General features: G+C 61.8%; 22 protein-coding genes. 9 read left to right on the forward strand and 13 right to left on the reverse strand.

The genetic code is table 11. From position 1 onward, the window contains the following. The first annotated feature begins 81 nt into the window (after positions 1-81). From ACFOHJ_RS02940 to hflX, 6 genes are all read left to right on the forward strand, one after another. Positions 82-324, forward strand: a complete 243-nt coding sequence (locus tag ACFOHJ_RS02940; protein ID WP_378218352.1) for a hypothetical protein — start codon at positions 82-84, stop codon at positions 322-324. Between the two features lie 189 nt (positions 325-513). Continuing rightward, positions 514-2,838, forward strand: a complete 2,325-nt coding sequence (locus tag ACFOHJ_RS02945) for a sensor histidine kinase NtrY-like (RefSeq protein WP_378218354.1) — start codon at positions 514-516, stop codon at positions 2,836-2,838. Continuing rightward, complete coding sequence (ntrX, locus tag ACFOHJ_RS02950; RefSeq protein ID WP_378218357.1) at positions 2,828-4,189, forward strand: nitrogen assimilation response regulator NtrX; 1,362 nt, start codon at positions 2,828-2,830, stop codon at positions 4,187-4,189. The genes ACFOHJ_RS02945 and ntrX overlap by 11 nt, the downstream gene beginning before the upstream one ends. An 82-nt stretch (positions 4,190-4,271) precedes the next feature. Next, entirely contained in the window at positions 4,272-5,135 is an 864-nt protein-coding gene (locus tag ACFOHJ_RS02955; RefSeq protein WP_378218359.1) for a D-amino-acid transaminase, read from the forward strand. A 140-nt stretch (positions 5,136-5,275) separates the two neighbouring features. Further along, positions 5,276-5,521: an RNA chaperone Hfq gene (gene hfq / locus ACFOHJ_RS02960; RefSeq protein WP_066989720.1), complete on the forward strand. Its 246-nt coding sequence runs from the start codon at positions 5,276-5,278 to the stop codon at positions 5,519-5,521. Next, the gene (hflX, locus tag ACFOHJ_RS02965; protein ID WP_378218364.1) at positions 5,522-6,916 is read left to right on the forward strand and encodes a GTPase HflX; all 1,395 of its coding nucleotides are present in this window, start codon (positions 5,522-5,524) and stop codon (positions 6,914-6,916) included. Positions 6,917-6,927: 11 nt separating this feature from the next. Here the strand turns inward: hflX and mazG are convergent, their stop codons facing one another. The 11 genes from mazG to ACFOHJ_RS03020 form a co-directional block, all read right to left on the reverse strand. Further along, positions 6,928-7,746, reverse strand: a complete 819-nt coding sequence (mazG, locus tag ACFOHJ_RS02970) for a nucleoside triphosphate pyrophosphohydrolase (RefSeq protein WP_378218367.1) — start codon at positions 7,744-7,746, stop codon at positions 6,928-6,930. A 116-nt stretch (positions 7,747-7,862) separates the two neighbouring features. Next, positions 7,863-8,240 carry a YkvA family protein gene (locus ACFOHJ_RS02975; protein ID WP_378218369.1) on the reverse strand — a complete coding sequence of 126 codons (378 nt, stop codon included), beginning with the start codon at positions 8,238-8,240 and terminating at the stop codon, positions 7,863-7,865. 358 nt (positions 8,241-8,598) lie between these two features. Continuing rightward, positions 8,599-9,417 carry an MBL fold metallo-hydrolase gene (locus ACFOHJ_RS02980; protein ID WP_378218371.1) on the reverse strand — a complete coding sequence of 273 codons (819 nt, stop codon included), beginning with the start codon at positions 9,415-9,417 and terminating at the stop codon, positions 8,599-8,601. A 5-nt stretch (positions 9,418-9,422) separates the two neighbouring features. Next, positions 9,423-10,214, reverse strand: a complete 792-nt coding sequence (locus tag ACFOHJ_RS02985) for a TatD family hydrolase (RefSeq protein ID WP_378218373.1) — start codon at positions 10,212-10,214, stop codon at positions 9,423-9,425. Next, the gene (gene metG, locus ACFOHJ_RS02990; RefSeq protein WP_378218404.1) at positions 10,214-11,767 is read right to left on the reverse strand and encodes a methionine--tRNA ligase; all 1,554 of its coding nucleotides are present in this window, start codon (positions 11,765-11,767) and stop codon (positions 10,214-10,216) included. The genes ACFOHJ_RS02985 and metG overlap by 1 nt, the downstream gene beginning before the upstream one ends. Before the next feature lie 88 nt (positions 11,768-11,855). Beyond that, the gene (locus ACFOHJ_RS02995) at positions 11,856-12,911 is read right to left on the reverse strand and encodes a DNA polymerase III subunit delta' (RefSeq protein ID WP_378218375.1); all 1,056 of its coding nucleotides are present in this window, start codon (positions 12,909-12,911) and stop codon (positions 11,856-11,858) included. Then, on the reverse strand, positions 12,908-13,582 hold the full coding sequence (tmk, locus tag ACFOHJ_RS03000) for a dTMP kinase (RefSeq protein ID WP_378218377.1): 675 nt from the start codon (positions 13,580-13,582) through the stop codon (positions 12,908-12,910). Before tmk ends, ACFOHJ_RS02995 begins: the two co-directional genes overlap by 4 nt. 81 nt (positions 13,583-13,663) lie before the next feature. Beyond that, positions 13,664-14,830: a D-alanyl-D-alanine carboxypeptidase family protein gene (locus ACFOHJ_RS03005; protein WP_378218379.1), complete on the reverse strand. Its 1,167-nt coding sequence runs from the start codon at positions 14,828-14,830 to the stop codon at positions 13,664-13,666. Between the two features lie 43 nt (positions 14,831-14,873). After that, entirely contained in the window at positions 14,874-16,103 is a 1,230-nt protein-coding gene (locus ACFOHJ_RS03010; protein WP_378218381.1) for a septal ring lytic transglycosylase RlpA family protein, read from the reverse strand. Positions 16,104-16,626: 523 nt separating this feature from the next. Next, entirely contained in the window at positions 16,627-17,205 is a 579-nt protein-coding gene (locus ACFOHJ_RS03015; protein ID WP_378218383.1) for a hypothetical protein, read from the reverse strand. Positions 17,206-17,222: 17 nt separating this feature from the next. After that, the gene (locus tag ACFOHJ_RS03020; protein ID WP_378218384.1) at positions 17,223-17,453 is read right to left on the reverse strand and encodes a helix-turn-helix domain-containing protein; all 231 of its coding nucleotides are present in this window, start codon (positions 17,451-17,453) and stop codon (positions 17,223-17,225) included. Positions 17,454-17,475: 22 nt separating this feature from the next. Between ACFOHJ_RS03020 and ACFOHJ_RS03025 the strand changes: the two genes are divergently transcribed. The 3 genes from ACFOHJ_RS03025 to ACFOHJ_RS03035 all read left to right on the forward strand — a co-directional run bounded on the left by ACFOHJ_RS03025 (position 17,476) and on the right by ACFOHJ_RS03035 (position 19,512). Further along, complete coding sequence (locus ACFOHJ_RS03025) at positions 17,476-17,928, forward strand: hypothetical protein (protein ID WP_378218386.1); 453 nt, start codon at positions 17,476-17,478, stop codon at positions 17,926-17,928. 44 nt (positions 17,929-17,972) lie between these two features. After that, positions 17,973-18,764, forward strand: coding sequence for a DUF4145 domain-containing protein (locus tag ACFOHJ_RS03030; protein ID WP_378218388.1), 792 nt, complete (start codon positions 17,973-17,975; stop codon positions 18,762-18,764). A gap of 406 nt (positions 18,765-19,170) precedes the next feature. Beyond that, the gene (locus tag ACFOHJ_RS03035) at positions 19,171-19,512 is read left to right on the forward strand and encodes a hypothetical protein (RefSeq protein ID WP_378218390.1); all 342 of its coding nucleotides are present in this window, start codon (positions 19,171-19,173) and stop codon (positions 19,510-19,512) included. A 277-nt stretch (positions 19,513-19,789) separates the two neighbouring features. Here the strand turns inward: ACFOHJ_RS03035 and ACFOHJ_RS03040 are convergent, their stop codons facing one another. Then, positions 19,790-21,583, reverse strand: a complete 1,794-nt coding sequence (locus ACFOHJ_RS03040) for a DNA methyltransferase (protein ID WP_378218393.1) — start codon at positions 21,581-21,583, stop codon at positions 19,790-19,792. Between the two features lie 130 nt (positions 21,584-21,713). Further along, positions 21,714-22,248 (reverse strand): DUF1515 family protein (locus ACFOHJ_RS03045; RefSeq protein ID WP_378218395.1); only part of this gene is annotated, 535 nt, incomplete at its 5' end.

Consider the following 22,248-nt stretch of genomic DNA (forward strand, 5'->3'; position numbering starts at 1 on the left):
AAGTGATCCGCCCTGTCGTTCTCGCCTCGTCGAGCGGCTGCTAAGGCCGGCGTGTGGGGGCGCGATACGAGGATATTGACCATGAAAACTTGTCTGCTCGCCCTGGCCATTCTGATGGCCGCCGCTCCGTCGTTTGCCTGCACTGCCGAAGAGGCTCAGGCCAAGGCGACGGAACTTGCCACCAAGCTGCAGGAGCTTTCGGCAAGCGATCCGCAGAAGGCTACCGAAGTAAGCCAGAAGATGGCCGCGGCGCAGACGCAGTCGGCGACCGATCTCGACGGCGTGTGCAAGCTCTATGACGACATGCTGACGGAAGTCCAATAACGCTGCGAAGCGCCGGCGTGGATGCGAGCCGGCGCATTGACTTACGAGGCGGTGGGCTAGCGATGCAGGGTCCACCGCCTCAAGCTTGAATCGCCTGTCGTTTTCGGCTTCCCGACGGCCTTTGAAATGCCTGTCGATATCGAGGCGCGAAACTTTCTAGTGCGCCCAAATTGTTGCATAATCGCCACAATGTGCTGCATAGATGCAACTCGATTGCTGCAATCATATGGAAATATGGCGATTCAGATACCGACCATGAAGGCGACGCCTTTCAGTCTGCCCAGGGCGCACGAGGGACGGCGATTGCTTGCACTGCCGGGCGTCATCGCCATTGTCGGCGCGTTGATTGCGGCCGGCGTGTCGTTCGCCATCCTCGTCGGCGCGACGCCGATCACGCCGGACGAGAAAACGACGTGGACGCTGATCGCGCTCAACGCCGCTTTCATCGTCGCGTTGGTCGCGCTCGTCACGCGCGAACTGCACCGAATTGCCATGGCCAGGCGCCGTGGCAAGGCGGCTTCGCGCCTGCATGTGCGCATCGTCACCATGTTCGCGCTGGTGGCGGCAATCCCGGCGATCATGGTCGCCATCGTCGCTTCGGTCACGCTGGATATCGGGCTCGACCGCTGGTTCGAAATCCGCACCAAGGCCATCGTCAATTCCTCGCTGTCCATCGCCGATGCCTACGTCCAGGAGAATGCCCGCAATCTCCAGGGCACGACCTTGTCCATGGCCTACGACCTCGACAGCGCCCGCACGCTCTACGGCCTCGATCGCGCCGGCTTCCTGGATCTGCTGACCAAGGAGGCGGTCGGCCGTGGCCTTGCCCATGCGGCCCTCGTCAATCCGGACGGCTCATTCGTGATGAGCGCCAAGACCGATGCCAACTTCGCCATGCCGGAGCCACCGGAAGGCTCGATCCAGGAGGCGGAAAACGGCAGGCCGCTGCTGATCGCGCCGGAAACCCGCAACATCATGGGAGCGATCATCAAGCTCAAGGAACTTGATGGCATGTTCCTCTACACCATCAAGCTGGTCGATCCCGAGGTGATCAAGGCGCGTGCCATCGTGCGCGCCAACACGGACGAGTATCGCGGGCTGGAGGCGAACCGGCGCACCTCTCAGGTCGCCTTCGCGCTGCCCTACCTGTCCCTGACGCTGATGATCATCCTGTCGGCCATCTGGACCGGTATCGCCGTTGCCGACCGCCTGGTGCGCCCGATCCGGCAGTTGATCGGCGCCGCGGACGAGGTCGCCACCGGCAATCTCGATGTTTCCGTCCCGGTGAGGCCGTCCGACGGCGATGTCGCGTCGCTGGGCGATACATTCAACAAGATGCTCCTGGAACTGAAATCGCAGCGCAACGAAATCCTCTCGGCCAAGGACCTCATCGACGAGCGGCGGCGCTTTTCCGAAGCGGTGCTGGAGGGGGTGACGGCGGGCGTGATCGGCGTCGATTCCGACGGCATCGTCACCATCGTCAACCGCTCGGCCGAAACTATGCTGGCGATCTCGGGCGAGAAGGCGCTGGGGCAGAACCTTTCCATGTTGATGCCGCATGTCGGGCGCGTCTTCGAGGTCGGCCGCAAGTCGGGCCGCCCGGTCTATCGCGAGCAGGTGACGTTCTATCGCGCGGCCGCCGAGCGCACCCTGAACGTGCAGGTCACCATTGAGGACGGCGACGCCCCGGTCGAGGAAAAGTCCTATGTCGTGACCGTGGACGACATCACCGACCTGGTGCAGGCGCAGCGCACCTCCGCCTGGGCCGACGTTGCCCGCCGCATCGCCCACGAGATCAAGAACCCGCTGACGCCGATCCAGCTTTCGGCCGAGCGCATCAAGCGCCGCTACGGCAAGGTGATCACCGAGGATCGTGAGGTGTTCGACCAGTGCACCGATACCATCGTGCGCCAGGTGGAAGATATCGGCCGCATGGTCGACGAGTTCTCCGCCTTTGCGCGCATGCCGAAACCGGAAATGAAGCTGATCGACCTGCGCGATCCCTTGCGCGAGGCTTCCTTCCTGGTGGAGGTCAGCCGCGCCGACATCTCCTTCGAGCGCGCCTTCGGAAACGAGCCGCTGAGCGGCACCTTCGACAGCCGCCTGATGGCGCAGGCATTCGGAAACATCATCAAGAATGCGGCCGAAGCTATTGACGGGCGTGACGAGAACCGGACTGACCCCGGCGCCATCCGGGTTCAGTCCGGCAGCGAAAACGGGTTCATCCGCGTCGATGTGATCGACAACGGCAAGGGCTTGCCGCGCGACAATCGCCAGCGGCTGCTCGAGCCCTATATGACGACGCGGGAGAAGGGCACCGGACTCGGCCTCGCTATCGTCAAGAAGATCGTCGAGGAGCACGGCGGCAGGCTCGAACTCAGCGATGCCCCCGCCGACTTCCACGGCGGGCGTGGCGCGATGGTCAGCGTGTTCCTGCCGCTGGCGGCGTCTTCCGGCAGCGATCCGGCCAATACCAACGGACGAAAGATAGAAAAGGTCAACCATGGCGTCTGACATTCTCATCGTCGATGACGAAGAAGACATTCGCGAACTTGTCGCCGGCATTTTGAGCGACGAAGGCCATGAAACCCGCACCGCCCACGACGCCGACAGCGCGCTGGCGGCGATCGCCGATCGCGCGCCGCGTCTGATCTTCCTCGACATCTGGCTGCAGGGTTCACGCCTGGACGGGCTGGCCCTGCTCGACGAGATCAAGGTCATGCACCCGACCATGCCGGTGGTGATGATTTCCGGCCACGGCAATATCGAGACGGCGGTCTCGGCGATCCGGCGCGGGGCCTACGACTTCATCGAAAAGCCGTTCAAGGCTGACCGGCTGATCCTCGTGGCGGAACGCGCGCTGGAGACCTCGAAGCTTCGCCGCGAGGTTTCTGACCTCAAGCTGCGCAGCGGCGAGACCTTCGACCTGATCGGCATGTCCTCGGCCATGAGCCAGCTGCGCCAGACCATCGAGCGGGTCGCGCCCACCAACAGCCGGGTGATGATCATCGGCCCGTCCGGTTCCGGCAAGGAGCTGGCCGCGCGCGCCATCCACACGCTGTCGAGCCGCAAGAGCGGCCCGTTCGTGACGCTGAGCGCGGCCAACATCACGCCCGAGCGCATGGAGATCGAACTGTTCGGCACCGAATCCAACGGTACCGAACGCAAGGTCGGCGCGCTGGAGGAAGCCCATCGCGGCATCCTGTATATCGACGAGGTTGCCGACATGCCGCGCGAGACGCAGAACAAGATCCTGCGCGTGCTGGTCGAGCAGCAGTTCGAGCGGGTAGGGGGCACCAAGCGGGTCAAGGTCGATGTCCGCATCATCACCTCCACCTCGCAGAACCTGGAGGCGATGATCGCCGACGGGCGCTTCCGCGAGGACCTTTACCATCGCCTGGCGGTGGTTCCGGTGATGGTGCCGGGCCTGGCCGAGCGGCGGGAGGACATTCCCTACCTGGTCGACAGCTTCATGAAGCAGATCGCGCGCCAGGCGGGCATCAAGCCGCGCCGCATCGGCGACGACGCGATGGCCGTGCTGCAGGCCCACAACTGGCCGGGCAACGTGCGCCAGTTGCGCAACAATATCGAGCGACTGATGATTTTGGCGCGGGGCGACGACGCGGATGCGCCGATCACCGCCGACCTTTTGCCGGCCGAAATCGGCGACGTCATGCCGCGTACGCCAAGCAAGTCTGACCAGCACATCATGGCGCTGCCATTGCGCGAAGCGCGCGAGCAGTTTGAGAAGGATTACCTCGTGGCCCAGATCAATCGCTTCGGCGGAAACATTTCCAAGACGGCCGAGTTCATCGGCATGGAGAGATCGGCCCTGCATCGCAAGCTGAAGTCGCTCGGTGTCTGACGACCGCGACCGCGCCTCCCGGTTTGTTCCAGCGGCGGGGAATCGCGTAGAACAATCATTTTGAATGCCTCGGGGACAGATCATGCCACGTATTGCCTACGTCAACGGCCGCTACCTCACGCATGCCAATGCGGCCGTGCACGTCGAGGATCGCGGTTACCAGTTCGGTGACGGCGTCTACGAAGTTTGCGAGATATCGCGTGGGTTCATCATCGACCTGACCGGGCATCTCGACAGGCTGGGTCGATCCTTGTCCGAACTGTCGATCGAGTGGCCGATCGCCCGATCGGCGCTGACGGTGGTCATGCGAGAGGTGATCCGCCGCAACGGCGTGGTCGACGGCCTTGTCTATCTCCAGGTGACGCGCGGCGTGGCCGGCCGGGATCATTTTTTCCCGGCGCCGGACACAAGGCCCTCGCTGGTGGTGACCGCGAAGAAGATCGATCCGTCGTTTTATGCCCGACGGGCGGAGACGGGTTTGAAGATCGTCACGGTGCCGGAGAATCGCTGGGACCGGGTCGATATCAAGAGCGTCGGGCTGCTGCCCAACGTGCTGGCCAAGCAACAGGCAAAGACTTCGGGCGCGCATGACGCCTGGTTCGTGGACCGTGACGGGTTCGTCACCGAAAGCGCCTCGGCCAATGCCTGGATCGTCACCAAGGACGGCGTGCTGGTGACACGGCCTGCCCAACACGGTATCCTGCGCGGCATCACCCGCACGACCTTGTTCAAGGTAGCCGAAAAACTCGGAATGAAGATCGAGGAACGTGCGTTTACCGTGGAGGAAGCCAAGGCTGCCCGCGAGGCCTTCGTGAGTTCAGCCACCACCACGGCGATGCCGGTCGTCGCAATCGATGGCCAGCCGGTTGCCAACGGCCATCCGGGTTCCATTACACTTTCGCTCAGGCAGGCATTTTTTGACGTTGCGGAAAAAACCCCAGCCTGATAACCGCAAAGGTGTTATGGACATAAATTCTCGTTCTGCTTGTCGTTTTTGACGGCAGGAACATTTGTGCAACCGACATTCGCTGAATAAGTCTGACTTGCCAGCATATACGTCGAGGGATCGGGCGAAAGACAAAAACAATGGCTGAGCGATCGCAGAATCTTCAAGACCTCTTCCTGAACTCGGTTCGCAAGAGCAAAAATCCGCTCACTATTTTTCTGATCAACGGCGTGAAATTGACCGGCGTTGTTACGTCCTTCGACAATTTCTGCGTCCTGCTGCGCCGTGACGGTCATTCCCAACTCGTCTACAAGCACGCGATCTCCACGATCATGCCGAGCCAGCCGGTTCAGATGTTCGACGGGGAAGAAGGCCAGGGCGCCTGATTGGCTGACGAAACGGGCGCAGATCGCAGGCGTCGCGGAAAACCCCAGCGCGAGACGGGCGAGGGCACCGGCGAAGCGACACGTGCTGTCGTCATCGTGCCGATTCTTGGACGCCAGCCCGAGCGGGACGAGGAAACCAGCCGGCCGCGCCTTGCGCGCTCGCCGCAGGCCCGCCACGACGAGGCGGTAGGCCTCACCCGCGCCATCGACCTCGACCCCGTGCGGACGGCGATCGTCACGGTCAACGATCCGCGACCCGCCACGCTTCTCGGCAGCGGCAAGGTCCAGGAATTCGCCGAGATGGTCAAGGAATCCAAGGCCGAACTCGTCATCGTGGACCATCCGCTGACACCGGTGCAGCAGCGCAACCTCGAGAAGGAACTGAACGCCAAGGTGCTGGACCGCACCGGTCTCATCCTGGAGATTTTCGGCGAGAGGGCGCGCACCAAGGAAGGCGCCTTGCAGGTCGAACTCGCGCATCTCAACTACCAGAAGGGCCGGCTGGTGCGTAGCTGGACCCACCTGGAGCGGCAGCGCGGCGGCGCCGGATTTCTCGGCGGCCCCGGCGAAACGCAGATCGAGGCGGACCGGCGCGTCCTGCAGGACAAGATCGTGAAGCTGAAGCACGAGCTGGAGACGGTGCGGCGAACCCGCGACCTGCACCGCGCCAAGCGCAAGAAGGTCCCGTTTCCGGTCGTGGCGATCGTCGGCTATACCAATGCGGGAAAATCGACGCTGTTCAACCGGCTGACCGGGGCGGGCGTGCTGGCCGAGAACATGCTGTTTGCCACGCTCGATCCTACCTTACGGCGCGTGCGCCTGCCGCATGGCACGCCGATCATCCTATCGGATACCGTTGGCTTCATCTCCGACCTGCCGACCCATCTCGTCGCTGCTTTCCGGGCTACGCTGGAGGAGGTGGTGGAGGCCGACCTGGTGCTCCACCTGCGCGACATTTCGGATCCGGACACCGCCGCCCAGGCCGAGGATGTCGAGCATATCCTTGCCGACCTCGGCGTCGACGCCGGTGACGACAGCAAGGTTCTCGAGGTCTGGAACAAGATCGACCGGCTCGATGACGGCAATCGCGAGCGGCTCCTGGCCGAGAGCGCTGGGCAGCCGCCCGCCACGCGACCGATCGCGATTTCGGCCGTAACCGGCGAGGGGATCGCCCAGCTCGAGGCGGCGATCGAGGCTGGGCTGTCGGGTGAACTGAAGCAGGTGACGCTGACGCTCGCCCCGGCCGAACTCGGTTTCATCGACTGGGTTTACCGCAACGGCGACGTCGTTTCGCGCGCTGATAACGAAGACGGCAGCGTAACACTTTCCGTAAACGCGACCGAAAGCACTCGTGAGGAATTCAAAAGCAGATTAAGCCGTAAATTCAAAGGGTAGGAGGCAGAACCTCATCCCTTGGCTTGCTGCCACAGCGCTTCCATTTCCTCCAGGGAGGCGTCTTCGAGCGAGCGGCCGGCGGCCTGCAATTCCCGTTCGACATAGTGAAAGCGCGAGCGGAATTTTTCGTTGGTGCCAGCAAGCGCCGCCTCCGAATCGACGTGCAGGTGCCGGCCGAGATTGACCAGCGCAAACAATGTGTCGCCGAACTCGTCCTTGATGGATGCGGCATCGCCTTTGGCCATCGCTTCGCGCAGTTCGCCGATTTCTTCCTCGATCTTGTCCAGGATCGGCGCGGCTTCACCCCAGTCGAAGCCGACCTGCGCAGCCTTCTCCTGAAGTTTCAGTGCCCGGGTCAAGGCGGGCAGGGCGAGCGGTATGCCGTCCAGATAGCCCTTGCCATTGTCTTCCGGATCGAGGCCGCGCTTGAGCCGGGCCGCGCGCTTCTCGGCCTTTTCCTCGGCCTTTATCTTCTCCCACACGCCCTTGGCCATGCCGGCGCTGCGTGCCTTTTCGTCGCCGAAGACATGCGGGTGGCGGCGGATCATTTTCGTCGTGATCGCTTCGACCACGTCGGGAAAGGCAAAGACGCCGTCTTCTTCGGCCATCCGCGCGTGATAGACGACCTGCAGCAGCAAATCGCCGAGCTCGTCGCGCAGGTCGTCCAGATCGCCACGCGCGATGGCGTCGGCCACTTCATAGGCTTCCTCGATGGTGTAGGGCGCGATGGTCTCGAAATTCTGCTCGACGTCCCAAGGGCATCCGGTTTCCGGCGCGCGCAACGCTGCCATGATCTCGATCAGCCGGGAAATGTCTCTGGAGGGTTTCATGGACCGACGTTACAGCAGCGATTTGCCGCCGGCCAATGCCTCTGCGGTGGCCGGCCCGATTGTCCACAAGCCTTGTCTGGCACAGGGGCAGGGTTTCTCGGCTGTTATTTCGGGTTTCACCGCCGCCAGACCAGCCAGGCAAGCGCCAGCGCTGCGGCAATCCAGAGGCCGATGACCGCCCAAAGGCCAGCCTTGCTGGTCGGCCGCTCCAAGCGCTCGCTGGCTTGCGCGCGAAACTCGCGCATCAGACCCTCGGGAACCAGGGAGACCGCCAGCATGATGCCGAGCGGGACGATCACCAGATCGTCGAGATAGCCGAGAACCGGTATGAAATCCGGGATCAGGTCGATCGGCGAAAGCGCGTAAGCGGCGATCGCGCCGGCTACGACTTTTGCCATCACCGGCGTTCGCGGGTCGCGCGCAGCAATCCACAACGCGACGACGTCGCGCTTGATCGCCTTCGCCCATTGCCTGGCACGGTTCAACCAGCGCATTGGAGTTCAGGCGAAGTGCCGGCCGGGGTTCAGTCGATCTTGTGCAAAGCCGTTCATGCGACATCTCCTTCGGAGCCGGCCGTCCGGCCGCCGGTGGTGCTTGCGTGACTACGGCGACAATAGGCGAATGGCAATTGAGGGGCCATGTTATCCCGCCCGCGTTCGCCGTAGTAAAAGTCGCATAACAAGTATTATGGAACCATCGACATAGAAAAAGCGACGGGTATCGGCTTGGTTTCGATGCGGTTCGATGTCCATTTCACCAAACTGGCCGACTGCTGGGAAAGCTGCAATCGGTCTCGTGATCGACGCGCTGGGCTCCGGTAAGCTTGGCGATGTCACAACCGAAATCGAAGCATTAGCCGGAAGCGATCGGCAGTTCGATCACCATGCCGTCATAGGCCGGCTCTACGTGGTCCGGCGTTTCGGCGGCCGTGGCGGCATAGTCGAGCGGCACGTGCATGTGCGTTAGGACCGCCTTCTTGGGCGCCAGCGTCGCAATCCATTCCAGGGCCTGGCCAAGCGACAGATGGCTGGGATGCGTCCTATGCTGCAAGGCGTCGATCACCAGCACGTCGAGGTTTTGCAGCCGCTCGGCGGTTGCAGCGGGAAAGTCGCTGATATCCGAGCAATAGGCCAGGGTGCCGACGCGGAATCCCAGCGAAACGATATCGCCGTGGATCTGCACCAGCGGCTCAAGGATGAGGGCACCGCCCTCGCCTTCGATCGTCACCGGCGTATCGTGATCGATCCGGTGCGGCCGCAGGATCGGCGGATAGGAACTGCCGGGCGGTGTTTCGAAGCAGTAACCGAACGCCTCGTACAGGCGCTTCATGGTGAAATCGTCGGCATGAATGTCGATGAGGTCGTGCTGCTCGATCACGTAGCTGCGCAGGTCGTCGATGCCGTGGATGTGGTCGGCATGCGGGTGCGTGTAGACGACGGCGTCGATCCGCTCCACGCCGGCCATCAGCATCTGAGCCCGGAAATCCGGCCCGGTATCGATGACGACGGTCGTCCTGCCGCCGGCAGTTGAGATGCGCTCGACCAGCGCGGAGGCGCGCATGCGCCGGTTCTTCGGGTTGGCCGGGTCGCAGGCGCCCCAGTCGCCGGTAATGCGCGGTACGCCCGGCGAGGAGCCGCAGCCGAGAATGGTGAGGCGCAGGCGGTCCGTCACGAGGCTCAGGCCTCGCTGCCGGGGCGCGGCATCTTCTTGAAAAGGCGGAAGAAATTGTCGGTGGTGAGTTCCGCTATCTCCGCTTCGCTGACCCCGATCGTTTCGGCCAGAACCTTCGCCGTTTGCACGACGAAGGAAGGCTCGTTGCGCTTGCCGCGAAACGGAACCGGGGCCAGATACGGCGCATCGGTTTCGACCAGCAGCCGGTCATGCGGCACGTCCGCCGCGATGGCCCGCAGGTCGGTCGAGTTCTTGAACGTCAGTATGCCCGAGAACGAGACGTAACCGCCGAGCGCGATGCCGGTTTCGGCGAGGCTGCGGCCCGATGAAAAGCAGTGCAGGATGAAGGGGAAGGCCCCCTTCCCTGTTTCCTCTTTCAGGATCGCGGCCATGTCGTCGTCGGCGGCCCGTGCGTGGATGACCAGCGGCAGGCCCGTCTGCCGCGCGGCCGCGATGTGGGTGCGAAACCCTTGCGCCTGTGCCTCGCGCGGGGCCTTGTCGTAATGATAGTCGAGGCCCGCTTCGCCGATCGCGACCACTTTTGGATGGCTGGACAGGCGAACGAGGTCTTCGACGGAGACGTCCAGTTCCTCGTCCGCGTTATGCGGATGGGTGCCGACGGAGCAATAGATGGGATCGAAAGTCTCCGCGATTTCAAGTACCTGCGGAAATTTCCTTACCCGCGTAGAGATCGTCACCATGCGCCCGATTCCGGCCTCGATCGCACGTGCGACGATGGCTTCCCGTTCTTCGGAAAAGTCCGGGAAGTCGAGATGGCAGTGACTGTCGACCAGCATCACGAATTGTCCGGCGTCGGCTCGACATAGCGCGGGAATACCGGTTGCGGCAGCGGCAGCGCCGCGCCGGAAACGAGGCTGTGGGCGCCGTCGACCTGCGCCAGGTCGCGGCTGCCGGCATCGACAGCCAGCAGGTCGAGCAGCTTGGCGGCCGAATCCGGCATGAAGGGCTGGCACAGGATGGCCACGCGACGGATGACTTCCGCGGTCGTCCACAGCACGGTTTCCATGCGGGCCGGATCGGTTTTCTTCAGCGCCCACGGTTCCTGCGCGGCGAAATAGCGGTTGGCCTCGGCCACCACGCCAAAGATCGCCGCCAGCGCCAAATGGATGCCCTGCTCCGCCATCGCCTGCCGCGCCGTTACCAGCGCGGCGGCGGCCTGGTCGAGAATGGCCTTGTCCGCCTCGATCGGTTCGCCATGGGCCGGAACCACGCCGCCGCAATTCTTGGCGATCATCGACAGCGAGCGCTGCGCCAGATTGCCGAGGTCGTTGGCGAGATCGGCATTGGTGCGGTTGACGATCGCCTCGTGGCTGTAGCTGCCGTCCTGCCCGAACGGCACTTCGCGCAGGAAGAAATAGCGCACCTGGTCCAGTCCGTAGTGCTCGACCATCGTGAACGGGTCGATGACGTTGCCGAGCGATTTGGACATTTTCTCGCCGCGGTTGAACAGGAACCCGTGGCCGAACACGCGCTTCGGAAGTTCGATGCCGGCCGACATCAGGAACGCCGGCCAGTAGATGGCATGGAAGCGCACGATATCCTTGCCGATGATGTGCGCATCGGCAGGCCAGAATCGCCATTTCTCTGCGTTTTCATCCGGATAGCCAAGGCCGGTGAGGTAGTTTGTCAGGGCGTCTACCCACACATACATGACGTGCTTTTCGTCGCCGGGCACCGGTACGCCCCAATCGAAAGTGGTTCGCGAGATCGACAGATCCTTCAGGCCGGACCTGACGAAGCTCATCACCTCGTTGCGGCGCTCGGACGGGCCGATGAAACCAGGCTGGCTTTCGTAGAGCGCAAGCAGCCGGTCCTGGTAGGCGGACAGGCGGAAGAAGTAGCTTTCCTCCTCCACCCACTCCACCGGCGTTCCCTGCGGCCCGTAGCGTATATCGTCGGCGCGGACCTCGGTTTCCTCCTCGCCGTAGTAGGCTTCGTCGCGCACCGAGTACCAGCCGGCATAGCCGCCCTTGTAGATGTCACCATTGGCGGCCATGGCCTTCCAGATCGCCTGCGAGGCGCGATAGTGGCGCTCTTCCGTGGTGCGGATGAAGTCGTCGTTGGAGGCGTTGAGCGCGCTCGCCATGCGCTTGAACTCGGCGGCGTTGCGGTCCGCCAATTCACGCACGGGGATGCCTTCCTTGCGGGCCGTCTGCAGCATCTTGATGCCGTGCTCGTCGGTGCCGGTGAGGAAGAAGACATCCTTGCCGTCGAGGCGCTGGAAGCGGGCGAGCGCATCGGTCGCCAGGAGTTCGTAGGCGTGGCCGATATGCGGCTTGCCGTTCGGATAGGAAATCGCCGTCGTGATATAGAATTTTTCGCGTGCCATGGTCGAACCGTCGTGAATGCCGAATGAGGAAAGGTCGCGGTGGGTTAGCGCATCGGTCATGCGGGCGCCACCCGAGGGGCAGGCGCGGTCACATTCGTATGGCGGCGTTCAGGCGGTCCATCATCATCAGGGCATGCTGCTTCTTGTCGAGATTGTAGGTCTCGGTTTCGGATATCGCGTTACGCGCCTCATGCCAAGTGTCCGATAGCGTTTTGGCGCGGCCAAGCGCGCCGGACATGGCTGCCTCCCGCGCGGCATCGGCCAGGCGATCGAGGACGTGGCGGTTGAACAGGTCGAACGCGACGGCCCAGTCGCGGCCCGAAACGGCATCGGCGATGCGATGCGCCTCGGCGATGTCGCGCGTTCCTGCCGCGATCAGGGCGTCCAGCGTCTCGGCGATCTCCACGCCGCCATACTGGGTGAGCAGGATGGCCGAGCGCACGCTGCCCCCTGCCCGCTTCGCCAGCGCCTGACGCGCCACAGATTCGGCCGGCAACGGCTGGTCGATCGCTTCCAGAACGGCCATCAGCTCTTCGTCGCCGAGCGGGGTCAGGCGCACCAACTGGCAGCGCGAGCGGATGGTCGGCAGCAGTCCGCCGGGCGCATGCACGACGAGGATGAAAAGCGTGCGCGGCGGCGGCTCCTCGAGGTTCTTCAGGAGGGCGTTGGCCGCGTTGGTGTTCATGTCGTCGGCGGGATCGACGATCACCACCCGGTAGCCGCCGTCATGCGCGGTCATTGACAGGAACCGGTTGACCTTGCGTATCTCGTCGACAGTGACGGCGCTTTTGTAGGCCTTGGTCTTCTCGTTCAGCGGCCGCGTCAGGTGCAGGACGGACGGATGGGCTCCGGTCGCGATCTGCCGGAACAGCGACGATTTCGGATCGGGCACGGCCAGCGTATCGGGCGAGGCCTCGGATGCGGGATACTTGAGCAGGTGGTGCGCCAGGTGGTAGGCCAGCGTCGCCTTGCCGATGCCGGCGGGGCCGGACAGGATCAGCGCATGCGGCATCTTGCCGGCGCGGTAGGCGGCCACAAGCATGTCGGCTGCCTGGCCGTGCCCGATCAGCGTGGGGGTTTCCGCAGGCTCCGGCACGCCGTCCAGCGTATCGTGCTGTTCTGGGGCAATGCGTTCGAAACTCATGCGCTGGCCGTGCGGTTCGGCTGGGCCGCCATGCGCCGTTCGAGCATGGAAAACACCGCTGCCGTGATCGCATTCTCGACGACATCGGAAGGTTCGCCCGCATCGATGACGACGCAGCGCTCCGGCTCCGCTTCGGCGATGGCAAGGAAGGCCTCGCGTCGCCGCTGGTGGATGGCGAGCGTTTCCTTCTCGAACCGGTCGGGAATGTCGTCCTTCGCGCGCCGGCTGGCGGCGCGTGCAAGCCCCTCGGCCGGATCGATGTCGAGGATCAGCGTCAGGTCGGGCACGGCTCCGTTGACGGCGATACGCTCCAGGATCGCCATGAAATCGGCGTCGAGGCCGCCGGTTACGCCCTGATAGACCCGAGAAGAATCCATGAAGCGGTCGCAAAGCACGATGGCGCCGCGGGCGATCGCCGGCTTGATCAGTTGCTCGACGTGATCCGAGCGGGCCGCAGCGAACAGCAGGGCCTCCATTTCCGGCCCGAACGATTCCGCGGCGCCGGACAGGAGCACGTGGCGAACGGCTTCGGCGCCGGGCGAGCCGCCCGGTTCGCGCGTGACAACCACGTCGTATTTCTTGGCGCCGAGCTTGCGGGCAAGCCTGTCGATCTGCGTCGACTTGCCGGCGCCCTCCCCGCCTTCGAACGTAATGAAAATGCCGTTTGCCACCAGGCCTGCCGCTTGTTCGTCGCTACGGATGCTTGACGCATCGTCTTAATGGGCGTCGGCCGAAAGGTCTACGCCGACGTGTCAGCGCAACCAGCCGATCGCCAGTTCCTTCGCCGCATCCAGCGCACGATCCGGTAGTGAACCGATTTCGACCGTCTGGGCCGCGAACAGCGGCGTTTCCTGGCTCAGCGTATCGCCGATCCAGATGCGCAGCGTGCCGACCGGCTGCCCCTCCTCCACCGGAGCCTTCAGCGGCCCTTCGTAGACGATGCGCGCCTTCAGCTTGTCGCGGTTGGAGATGGGCAGGAAGATGTCCACGGCTCCCTTGGCCTTCAACGGAACCGTGGATTGGGCGCCGCCGAAGACCTCGGCCTCGCCGACGGTCTCTCCCTGCGCGAACAGTTCGGTCTTGTCGAAGGCGCGCAGGCCCCATTCCAACAGCTTGCGTGCTTCCTCCGCCCGCTCCTTATCGCCGGGCAGCCCGCTCATGGCCGCGATCACGCGCTTGCCGCGCTGGCTGGCCGAGCCGACGATGCCGAAGCCCGATTGCTCGCTGGCACCGACGGCGAGCCCATCCGCGCCGATATCCATGGCGAGCAGTGGGTTGCGGTTGCGTTGGGTGATCTTGTTCCAGGTGAAATCCACCTGTCCGTAGTAACGATAGAAGTCGGGATAGTTCCGCCAGATATGCACCGCCAGCAGCGTCAGGTCCCTCACCGTAGTCTTCTGGCCGTCCGCCGGCAGGCCGGTGGCGTTGACGAAGACCGAGTTCGCCAGCCCCAGCGTGCGCGCCCGCTCGCTCATCTGCTGCGCGAAATTCGCTTCCGATCCCGACATTCCTTCCGCAATGACGATGCAGCCGTCATTGGCGGCCTGGACGGTCACGCCCTGGATAAGATCCTCCAGCCGCAGGGTCGACTTGATCTTGGCGAACATGGTCGAGGTGCCGGACGGCGCGCCGCCGGTCCGCCAGGCGTTCTCGCTGACCACGAACGTATCGTCGAGGCTGAGCCGGCCGGACTTTACGGCGTCGAACACCACTTCCATCGTCATCAGCTTGGCAAGCGAGCCGGGCTGGATGGATTTGTCCGCATCCTTGGAAAACAGCACGGTGCCGGTTTCGGCATCGATCATGAAGGCCTGCGCCGCCTTGGTCTCGAAAAGCTGCGCGTGGGCATCGGCCAGCGGCAGCGACGACAGAACGAGCCCCCAGAGCCCGCTGAACAACAGGGAGCGGCGACATATCATGCGAAAAGCCGACCTCCCCTCTTGGCCCAGGGCCGGAAATGAATCAGTCGCGCACGGCCAGGGCGTCCGGCGCCCCGTGCGACCAGGCCGATTGTAGCATGGTATCGAGATTGTCGCTGCCGGTAGGATAGAGATTGACCGAATACCACACCTTGCCGTCGTGCCGGGTCCGTTCGATCACGCTCCTGCCGATGCCGGAGAGTTCCGAGGCGACCTTCTGCGCCTCGGCAGCGGTCTGGTAGGTGCCGGCGGCGATGTAGTCGTCGGCGCTCGAGGCGTCGGCCGGGTGGGCGGCCTGCTTCCAGCCAGTCGCTGCTGCCCTTCCCTTATCCAGGGCGGCGAACGCTCCCCATGCGGTCTGCACGCGCTCGTCGGCGTAGGACAGGGACGCCATGGCGAAGGGAGGCTGGGGCGCAAGGCCGCTGTCCGGCCGCTGCGGCACGATCGGCCCGAATTCAGGCAGCGGTGCGAAGTCGAAGGTCGCGGCCTGCGCCGTCATCGCCGGTTCTGCGGCGAAGGCCGGGCGGGTATCGGTCAACTGGCCGGGAAAAGGTATTGCGCCCGCGCCGACATCGGCGCTCGGCGTGTTGCCGTTCATGGCGATCATGACGCCGGTGGGCAGGCCGTCCGATGGATCCGGCGCCCTGTTGCCGGGGCGGTACGATGCCATCAGGTACTGGTCGTCGCGGCCGTCGAGGGGGGCGCGGCCGATGTAGTCGACCTTGACCTTCGCCGTTCCGGAATGGGCATAGTCCAGCATCGAAGCCGCACGTTCGGACAGGTCGATGATGCGGCCTTCCGAATAGGGCCCGCGATCGTTGACGCGCACGATGACCGAACTGCCATTGGCCAGATTGGTCACCCGCGCATAGCTCGGCAACGGCATGGTCGGATGCGCGGCGGTGAGATGCGTCATGTCGTAGACTTCGCCGTTAGCGGTAAGCCGGCCATGGAACGCATCGCCGTACCAGGAGGCGGCGCCGACCTTGGAATACCCCTTCTCCTCCTTGGGGTAGTACCATTTTCCCCGTACCTGATACGGCTTGCCGGTCTGGTCGCGACCGCCGCCGCGCGGCACGTTGAACTTGCTGAAGGCCACGCGCGGACTGGCTTTGACGCCATATTCGGATTCGGCGAAATATTCCTTAGGGTGCTTTTTCCTGGCGGAATCCTTCGGCTGCGGCGTGGCGCAGGCCGCCAGCAAGGCGGCGGAAGCGGCGAGCAACACAAAAGCGGAAGCGCGGCTAAGACGCAGGCGCGTCGAAGTCTGCATGTCTTGAACGTCCCCCAGCCGACTGTAGGCCAATGCACCTGACGAATTGAAAGGTCGACGCAACCCTGCGGCAACAGTCCGACCACCCTAACCCATTCCTTGTACGCCGGAATTTCTTATGAGCGTATTAACCGAATATGTCGGGAAACCGACGAGAATGTGGCAGCTCTGTGGGCAACAGGTGCCCCGGCCTTGTGAGGCCATCGATAGCGATAGCCGGGGCCGATACGCCTGCCTTTTTCAGCTTCTTGAAAAGAGCCGCGGCTTCAAGCATACAGCGCGGGAAACCGGAAGGGTGGCCGAGTGGTTTAAGGCAGCGGTCTTGAAATTCGCTCAAAGCCGTATTGGCCTGTACTCGATCATCCTTTCATGTGCTGTAATATCAGTCTGTTAGAGACGTCCCCCTCACCTATCTGTTATGTCCTGTCCCTGATCCTGCTACCGAGTTCGGTAGCAAAATGGTAGCAAGATGTTCACCGGACGTTCTGCTCCTGACAATCGCGGCAATGACGCTCCCGTTTCGTTACGAGGCGGCTTTCCGGACGACCTCGAAGAAATGCGTCAACAACTCATCACCGATTTCTAGCCGGGCGTCTGATGCCTTGTTCGCATCGGTCACGCCGGGGAAGAGATCGGGGCGCATCCTGAAAAGTGCTTTGCACGAGTTGCCGGGACCGTGCTTGGCGCAGTTCGCCGCTTTCTGGAGTTCGAGTATCGGACGCGCGCATTCTTGGTGGCCGCGCGAAATCAGCCACTCCTCCGGATGGACGTAGTCCTCTACCCCGCGCTCGGCGTTGATGAAGCGCTCCCATGCGTGGAACAAGCTGATCAGAAAAGCCTTGCGGACGATCGCTGATCCGTACCATGCTTCGGTACTGGCGGCCTCCATGTCGTCGTATGCTCGCCCCACATGATCATAGGGATCTTCATCATTGCGATCTGGCCAGGGATCGTCTGGTCCAATGCCGATTGTGCGGCGGCCCGTCTTCTCGATCTCATTAGGTATGTCGACATGCGCCTTCGACGCCAGTCTGTACGCCGCCTCGATGTGGTCGAGCGTTATTTTGAACAGCGCCCGCCGGAGCAATGAGTTGCTAGCCATGGCATCCTCATCGGCGATTATTGCCCGGCGCTCTTCAACCGCACGCCTGGCCCGCCACCGTTCTCAGGGATGAACTCTATCCCGGCTGCCTCGAACGCTGCCTGCAGGGCATTCATGGTTGAGAGCTTGGCATCCGCACCGTTCTCGATCCGCGACACCGTGTTGGCTGTGACGCCGGACTTCTCAGCCAGTTCCCGCACGCCCCAGCCGAGAGCCGCTCTAGCCATTTTGATTTGAACTGACTTCATTTGTACTGTGTCCAAATCAACGTTGACAGACGGCCATTTCTCTGCGTTCAATCGCGCTCTTGCAGAAGACCACAGCTATACGAACAATTCCATGCCGAAAAGATCACTTCCGGCAACCGGCGAAGCTATATCCACAGGGCCCGACGCAAAGCTCCTGCGGCTGGAGGCCGAGTTTTTCGCGGCCCGAGACCTGGAGGAACGCACCGCGGAGAAGGTGGAGAAGATCGAGATCGAGATCGACAAGCTCACCAGCCGCCTGCACAGGGCAGAGAAACGGCTCGAACGCCGGACAGTGCGGGCCGGTCGCCTGATGGAGAAGATCATGTCGACCCGGGCTCGGACGCTGGCCGGGATGCTCGCGAAGGTCAGGGTCAGAAAGCGATGGGCCGGCGATGACGAGGAAAGCGAGAAGGCTGCACTGGAAAGCTTGGTGAAGGATCTCGAGCGAATGGCTGGCCCAGCCGCCACGGATTGACGCCCCGCGTTGCCGGCGCGATGGTGCAGCGGCGGGGGAATGCAATGAGCGAAAGCGAGATCGGGACAAAGCTGAAGGCGTTCTGCGCCAACTGCAAAGGCCAGCGCAATTGCGAGATAAAGGGCCATCATCGCGAGAGTGGTGGTGATGACAATTTCGACTGGTGGCAGAATTGGTATCTACTGGTCTGCTGCGGTTGCGACCATGTGTTTGCTCAATCCGTCTACAGCGATTCAGAATCCTATTTTCCCGTCGGATATGACCATGAAGGAAAGACCGAATACGACTACGACCCGGTCATCAAGAGCTGGCCGGCGCGGTTTAAGAGGAATCGCCCCAACTGGCTCGATACGCTTGAGCACGACATTGAGAATGCCAAGTCCTCCGATTTTTCTTCCTGTCTCGTGCAGGTCTACGAGGCACTTGACCACGACCTGAATATCTTGGCAGCCATCGGCATCAGAACTGCATTTGACGTCGCTTCCGAGATTCTCGGGATTGACCCGGAAAGACGGTTCGAGAATAAGCTGACGGAAATGGAGAATAAGAGCCTCATCACTCCATCTCAGCGGGATAGTTTCGAGGTCCTCATAAACGCAGGAAATGCGTCCGCGCATCGCGGATGGAACCCTTCGTTCCAGGACCTCGATCCTTTGATGGACACGCTGGAACACTTTATCAACGATACGTTCGTGGTGCCGCAACTCAGGAAAAAAGCTGCAGACGGGGTTGCAAAAGTTAAATCCAGGGTGCCGCCACGCAAAAAGAAATCGGTTGCCAGCGCTCGGAAAACTCGCCGTCGCGAACAGACAGAAGACGTGACGAAGCCATCCTGAACTGAGCTATCCGAACGGCCAAGGGGCTGGCCGACAAGCATGTCGGAGTGATCGCCTGGAGCCGAGAGGCAAACCCGGATATCGGGGAGTACGGGCCGCCGGTGACGCTGTTCGTCGCGGGTGACGTGCCGGAAATGGAGTAGAAAAAGAAAGCCCGCCGCCTCGTTAAAAGCGTCGGGCCTCGGATTTTCATCCGATCGGTAGGAGAGGGTGTCTTCTACCGAGCATACAACGGCTGGAGCCGACAAAGGTTCCGCAATCCCGTCGCCTCTGCTGATAACTTCCGCAGGCTACGAATTAAAGTACCGCGCAGGGGAAATGGTGTATGATGACATCGTCGGTAGCCGTTTCAAGGGCGCTGCCGATGAGGGCGGCCATCGTGCCCTAGCCCCGACCAAAGGAGGACATGATGTCTTCCAGTTACCTTACTTCCGAAGACATGAAGGCGATCGAAAGAATTCTTGGCAGAGTCCGTCCGGCTCTGATCCCGGGGACTGATCGCCAAACCGCAGCTGCGCGCTTCCTGGTTGAACGCTTTCCAGACGACACGGAAAGCGGCCTGCACAATCGTGTTCGCGCCTATCTGCATGATGTTGATGCCCACGAGGTCGCATTCGCCCAGTGGAATGATGACGGCGGTGCCACTGGGATAGCGCCCAGGTCCGAAGCAAGGCGACGGATCGACAATGACACCGACGGAACACGTCGGCGGGATCGAGAATCCGCGGCGCGGAACCAACTATTATGAGACGCCGAAAGATGAAGACCGCTGATGACCTCTCGTACAATGCCGACGAGATAGGCGTCTATTGCGACAGGTGCGACTATCAGACGAAGAAAAGCATCGGCTGGCTGCGAGGCCATACCCGGGTCGAATGTGTAGCCTGTGGAAATATCATCAACGTCGAAAGCAAGAATTTCCGGTAGGCACGGGCAAGACTCTCCTGAAACGACAAAAGCGCCCGCCACCTTTCGGCAGTTGGCGATTATGTTGCTGGCGTCGGGAAGATGGTCAGGGCGGCGGGCTATTTGGCCTTGCGGTTGTATTCCGAGCGGGTGACCTCGATGTTCACTGCTCGAATAGGCCGATTTCCCTTCCTCTTCGTGTTTTCGGCGTGGTGCGCGCCACCTATTGGAAAGAGCATCTCAGTTTGACCTTCGACCCGCTTCCGCCCACGTTTACTTGACGGCCCCGGTCCGGGTATGGCCTCAAGCGGATCGATCATCCCAGGCAGGTGCACCGGGTATGGTTGGAATAGTTGGTCAATCGTCACGATTTGAATTCGTTGAACGCGCCTCGATGCTGGGCCCACTTCTCCCTCTGACGCGGCTTCACGTACCATTGGCCCGGTCGGGGGATTAACGCAGACTAGAACCCCGATTTCAGCCCCTTCGCGTTGAACGACAGACTTCAGTTTATGGATGGCATCCACGCCAACGTGAAGCCCGCCTTTCACAGAGACTATTGCCCGATTTGGCTGCTCAATACCGACGCGGTGGTACCTTATAATGCCGTCAATCCCGCCATCGGCTCCGGGTTTATCCTTCGGCAAACCACCTAGCGTCAAAACAGCCCACTTCTGAAACTCGAGCCAGTCGCGAGCCGCGAGAACATGAGCGTCGTCAGGATCTTTGGGTTTGCCGAATAGCTTGTAATCCTTCCTTATGTCCTCTCCGAAGGAACGCACCAATCTGCTCTCGATAACGTGGATGGCAAGATAAGTAACATCGATGCCAATCCACTCCCGTCTGAGCCTCTGTGCGGCATGCACCGTTGTCCCACAACCGCAGAAGGGGTCGAGAACAACGTCACCAGGATTGGACGACGCTAAAAGGATTCGTTCGAGGAGGGCAACCGGCTTCTGCGTTGGATAACCGAGTCGCTCTTGTGCTTGGGAGTTGAGCGGGGGAATGTCCAAAATAACATCTTGGATTGGTTGCCCGTTTTCAAGATGAAGCTTGAATTCAGGTACTCCTTGACCACCACGGCGGCCTTTTTCTGGAAAGCGAATGAATCCGTGTTCGTAGAGCATATCCAATTGCTCGTGTAGACCGTCAGGGATGTTGATCCCGTCGTCCTTTAACGCTTGAATTGCACGCTTTGGAACAGCCCAATGCCTCCCTGCAGATGTCGGGTCATATCCTTTCCAAGGCTGACCTGAAGCGCCTTGCGTCGTACCAGGACCAGTTAACACGACCAAACGGTAACGGCCGCGTTCATCAGTGAAGCGGTATTTGGTGTCGACATAATCTTCATCGTGTTTTTGGAGAACTCGGTTCCAAGTGTAATGATCGGATGCCGAATAAAATAGGATGACATCGTGGATATCACCCCATCGCCCGGCACCGCCATGAGCCCCGGTGCGCTTCCAAACGATCTCGTTTCGGAAATTTCCATGCCCAAAAATGCCGTCCATCATGATTTTGATATAATGGCTTGCGGTGGGGTCGCAGTGCAGATAAATCGATCCAGTTGCCTTGAGAACTCGGCGCAATTCGATCAGGCGGACTGTCATCATGGCAAGGTACGCCATCATATTGCTGCCCGAAAATACCTTTTGAAATGCATCAAGCAACGCGCCGGCTTCTAGATTCCGGTCTGCGGCCTCATCCAATGCTCTCTGAGCGTCTCTCCCCCAAGTCCACATATCTTCAAATGCGTGAGATTGCGCTTTGGAAGCGCCCCCTCTTTTGGTTCCATAAAGAACGTTGTAGTTGGCGTTCGAGTTGAATGGAGGATCCAAATAGATCAGGTCAACGCATTCGGCGGGCATAGTCCTAAGCACATCAAGATTGTCTCCGAAGAACAGCTTGCTCATGGCCCCACCTCTTCTTTCCCAGCTTGATGGTGCGCTCGTATGATTAATTAATTGAGACGATGCCGGTAAGTTCTCGTTAACTTTTAACAATGTTCGGGAATAAGCATGGACGCGTCAAACCGACTTTTGATCACCCCCTGAACCACGCCGCGATCTGGTCAAAATAGTGCTGGATGAGAAACGTCAGTCCCGACGCGCCGAAGCCCACGATGGCCAGCGCACCGATGCCGCGTTGCTTCCACGCCCGCACCTCGTCCGTGACCTCTTTCGTGTCGGCCAGGTCCGCTGTGACGCCGGAAAGCTCCCCCTCGACATGCGCGACCTTGCTGTTGAGCACGCCGACCTCGCTGACCAGTTCATCGACGCGCCGGTGGACCGTGGCGCGATGCTCGTCGGCACGGCGGTTGCTGGCATCGGCGCGCGCGTCCGATTCATCCATTTTCGCGGCCAACCCCTTGACCGCAGTCTCGAGCGAGCCGATCGCCTTGTAGATTTCATTCAGGCTGGCAGTCATTTCCAGCATCCCCGAGATTGGCCGAAGCGATCGGTGGAGACGAGATAACGGGCTACAGCTTCCTCGCGCTGCACCAAGCTCACCGGGGCATTTGCCTTGGGTGGTTTCTTCCACCCCGCGCAGCTGCTCGCAGTCGTTGCGCAGCCCGCCA

It is taken from the genome of Aquamicrobium soli, assembly GCF_042646345.1.
Lineage (GTDB): Bacteria > Pseudomonadota > Alphaproteobacteria > Rhizobiales > Rhizobiaceae > Mesorhizobium > Mesorhizobium soli_A.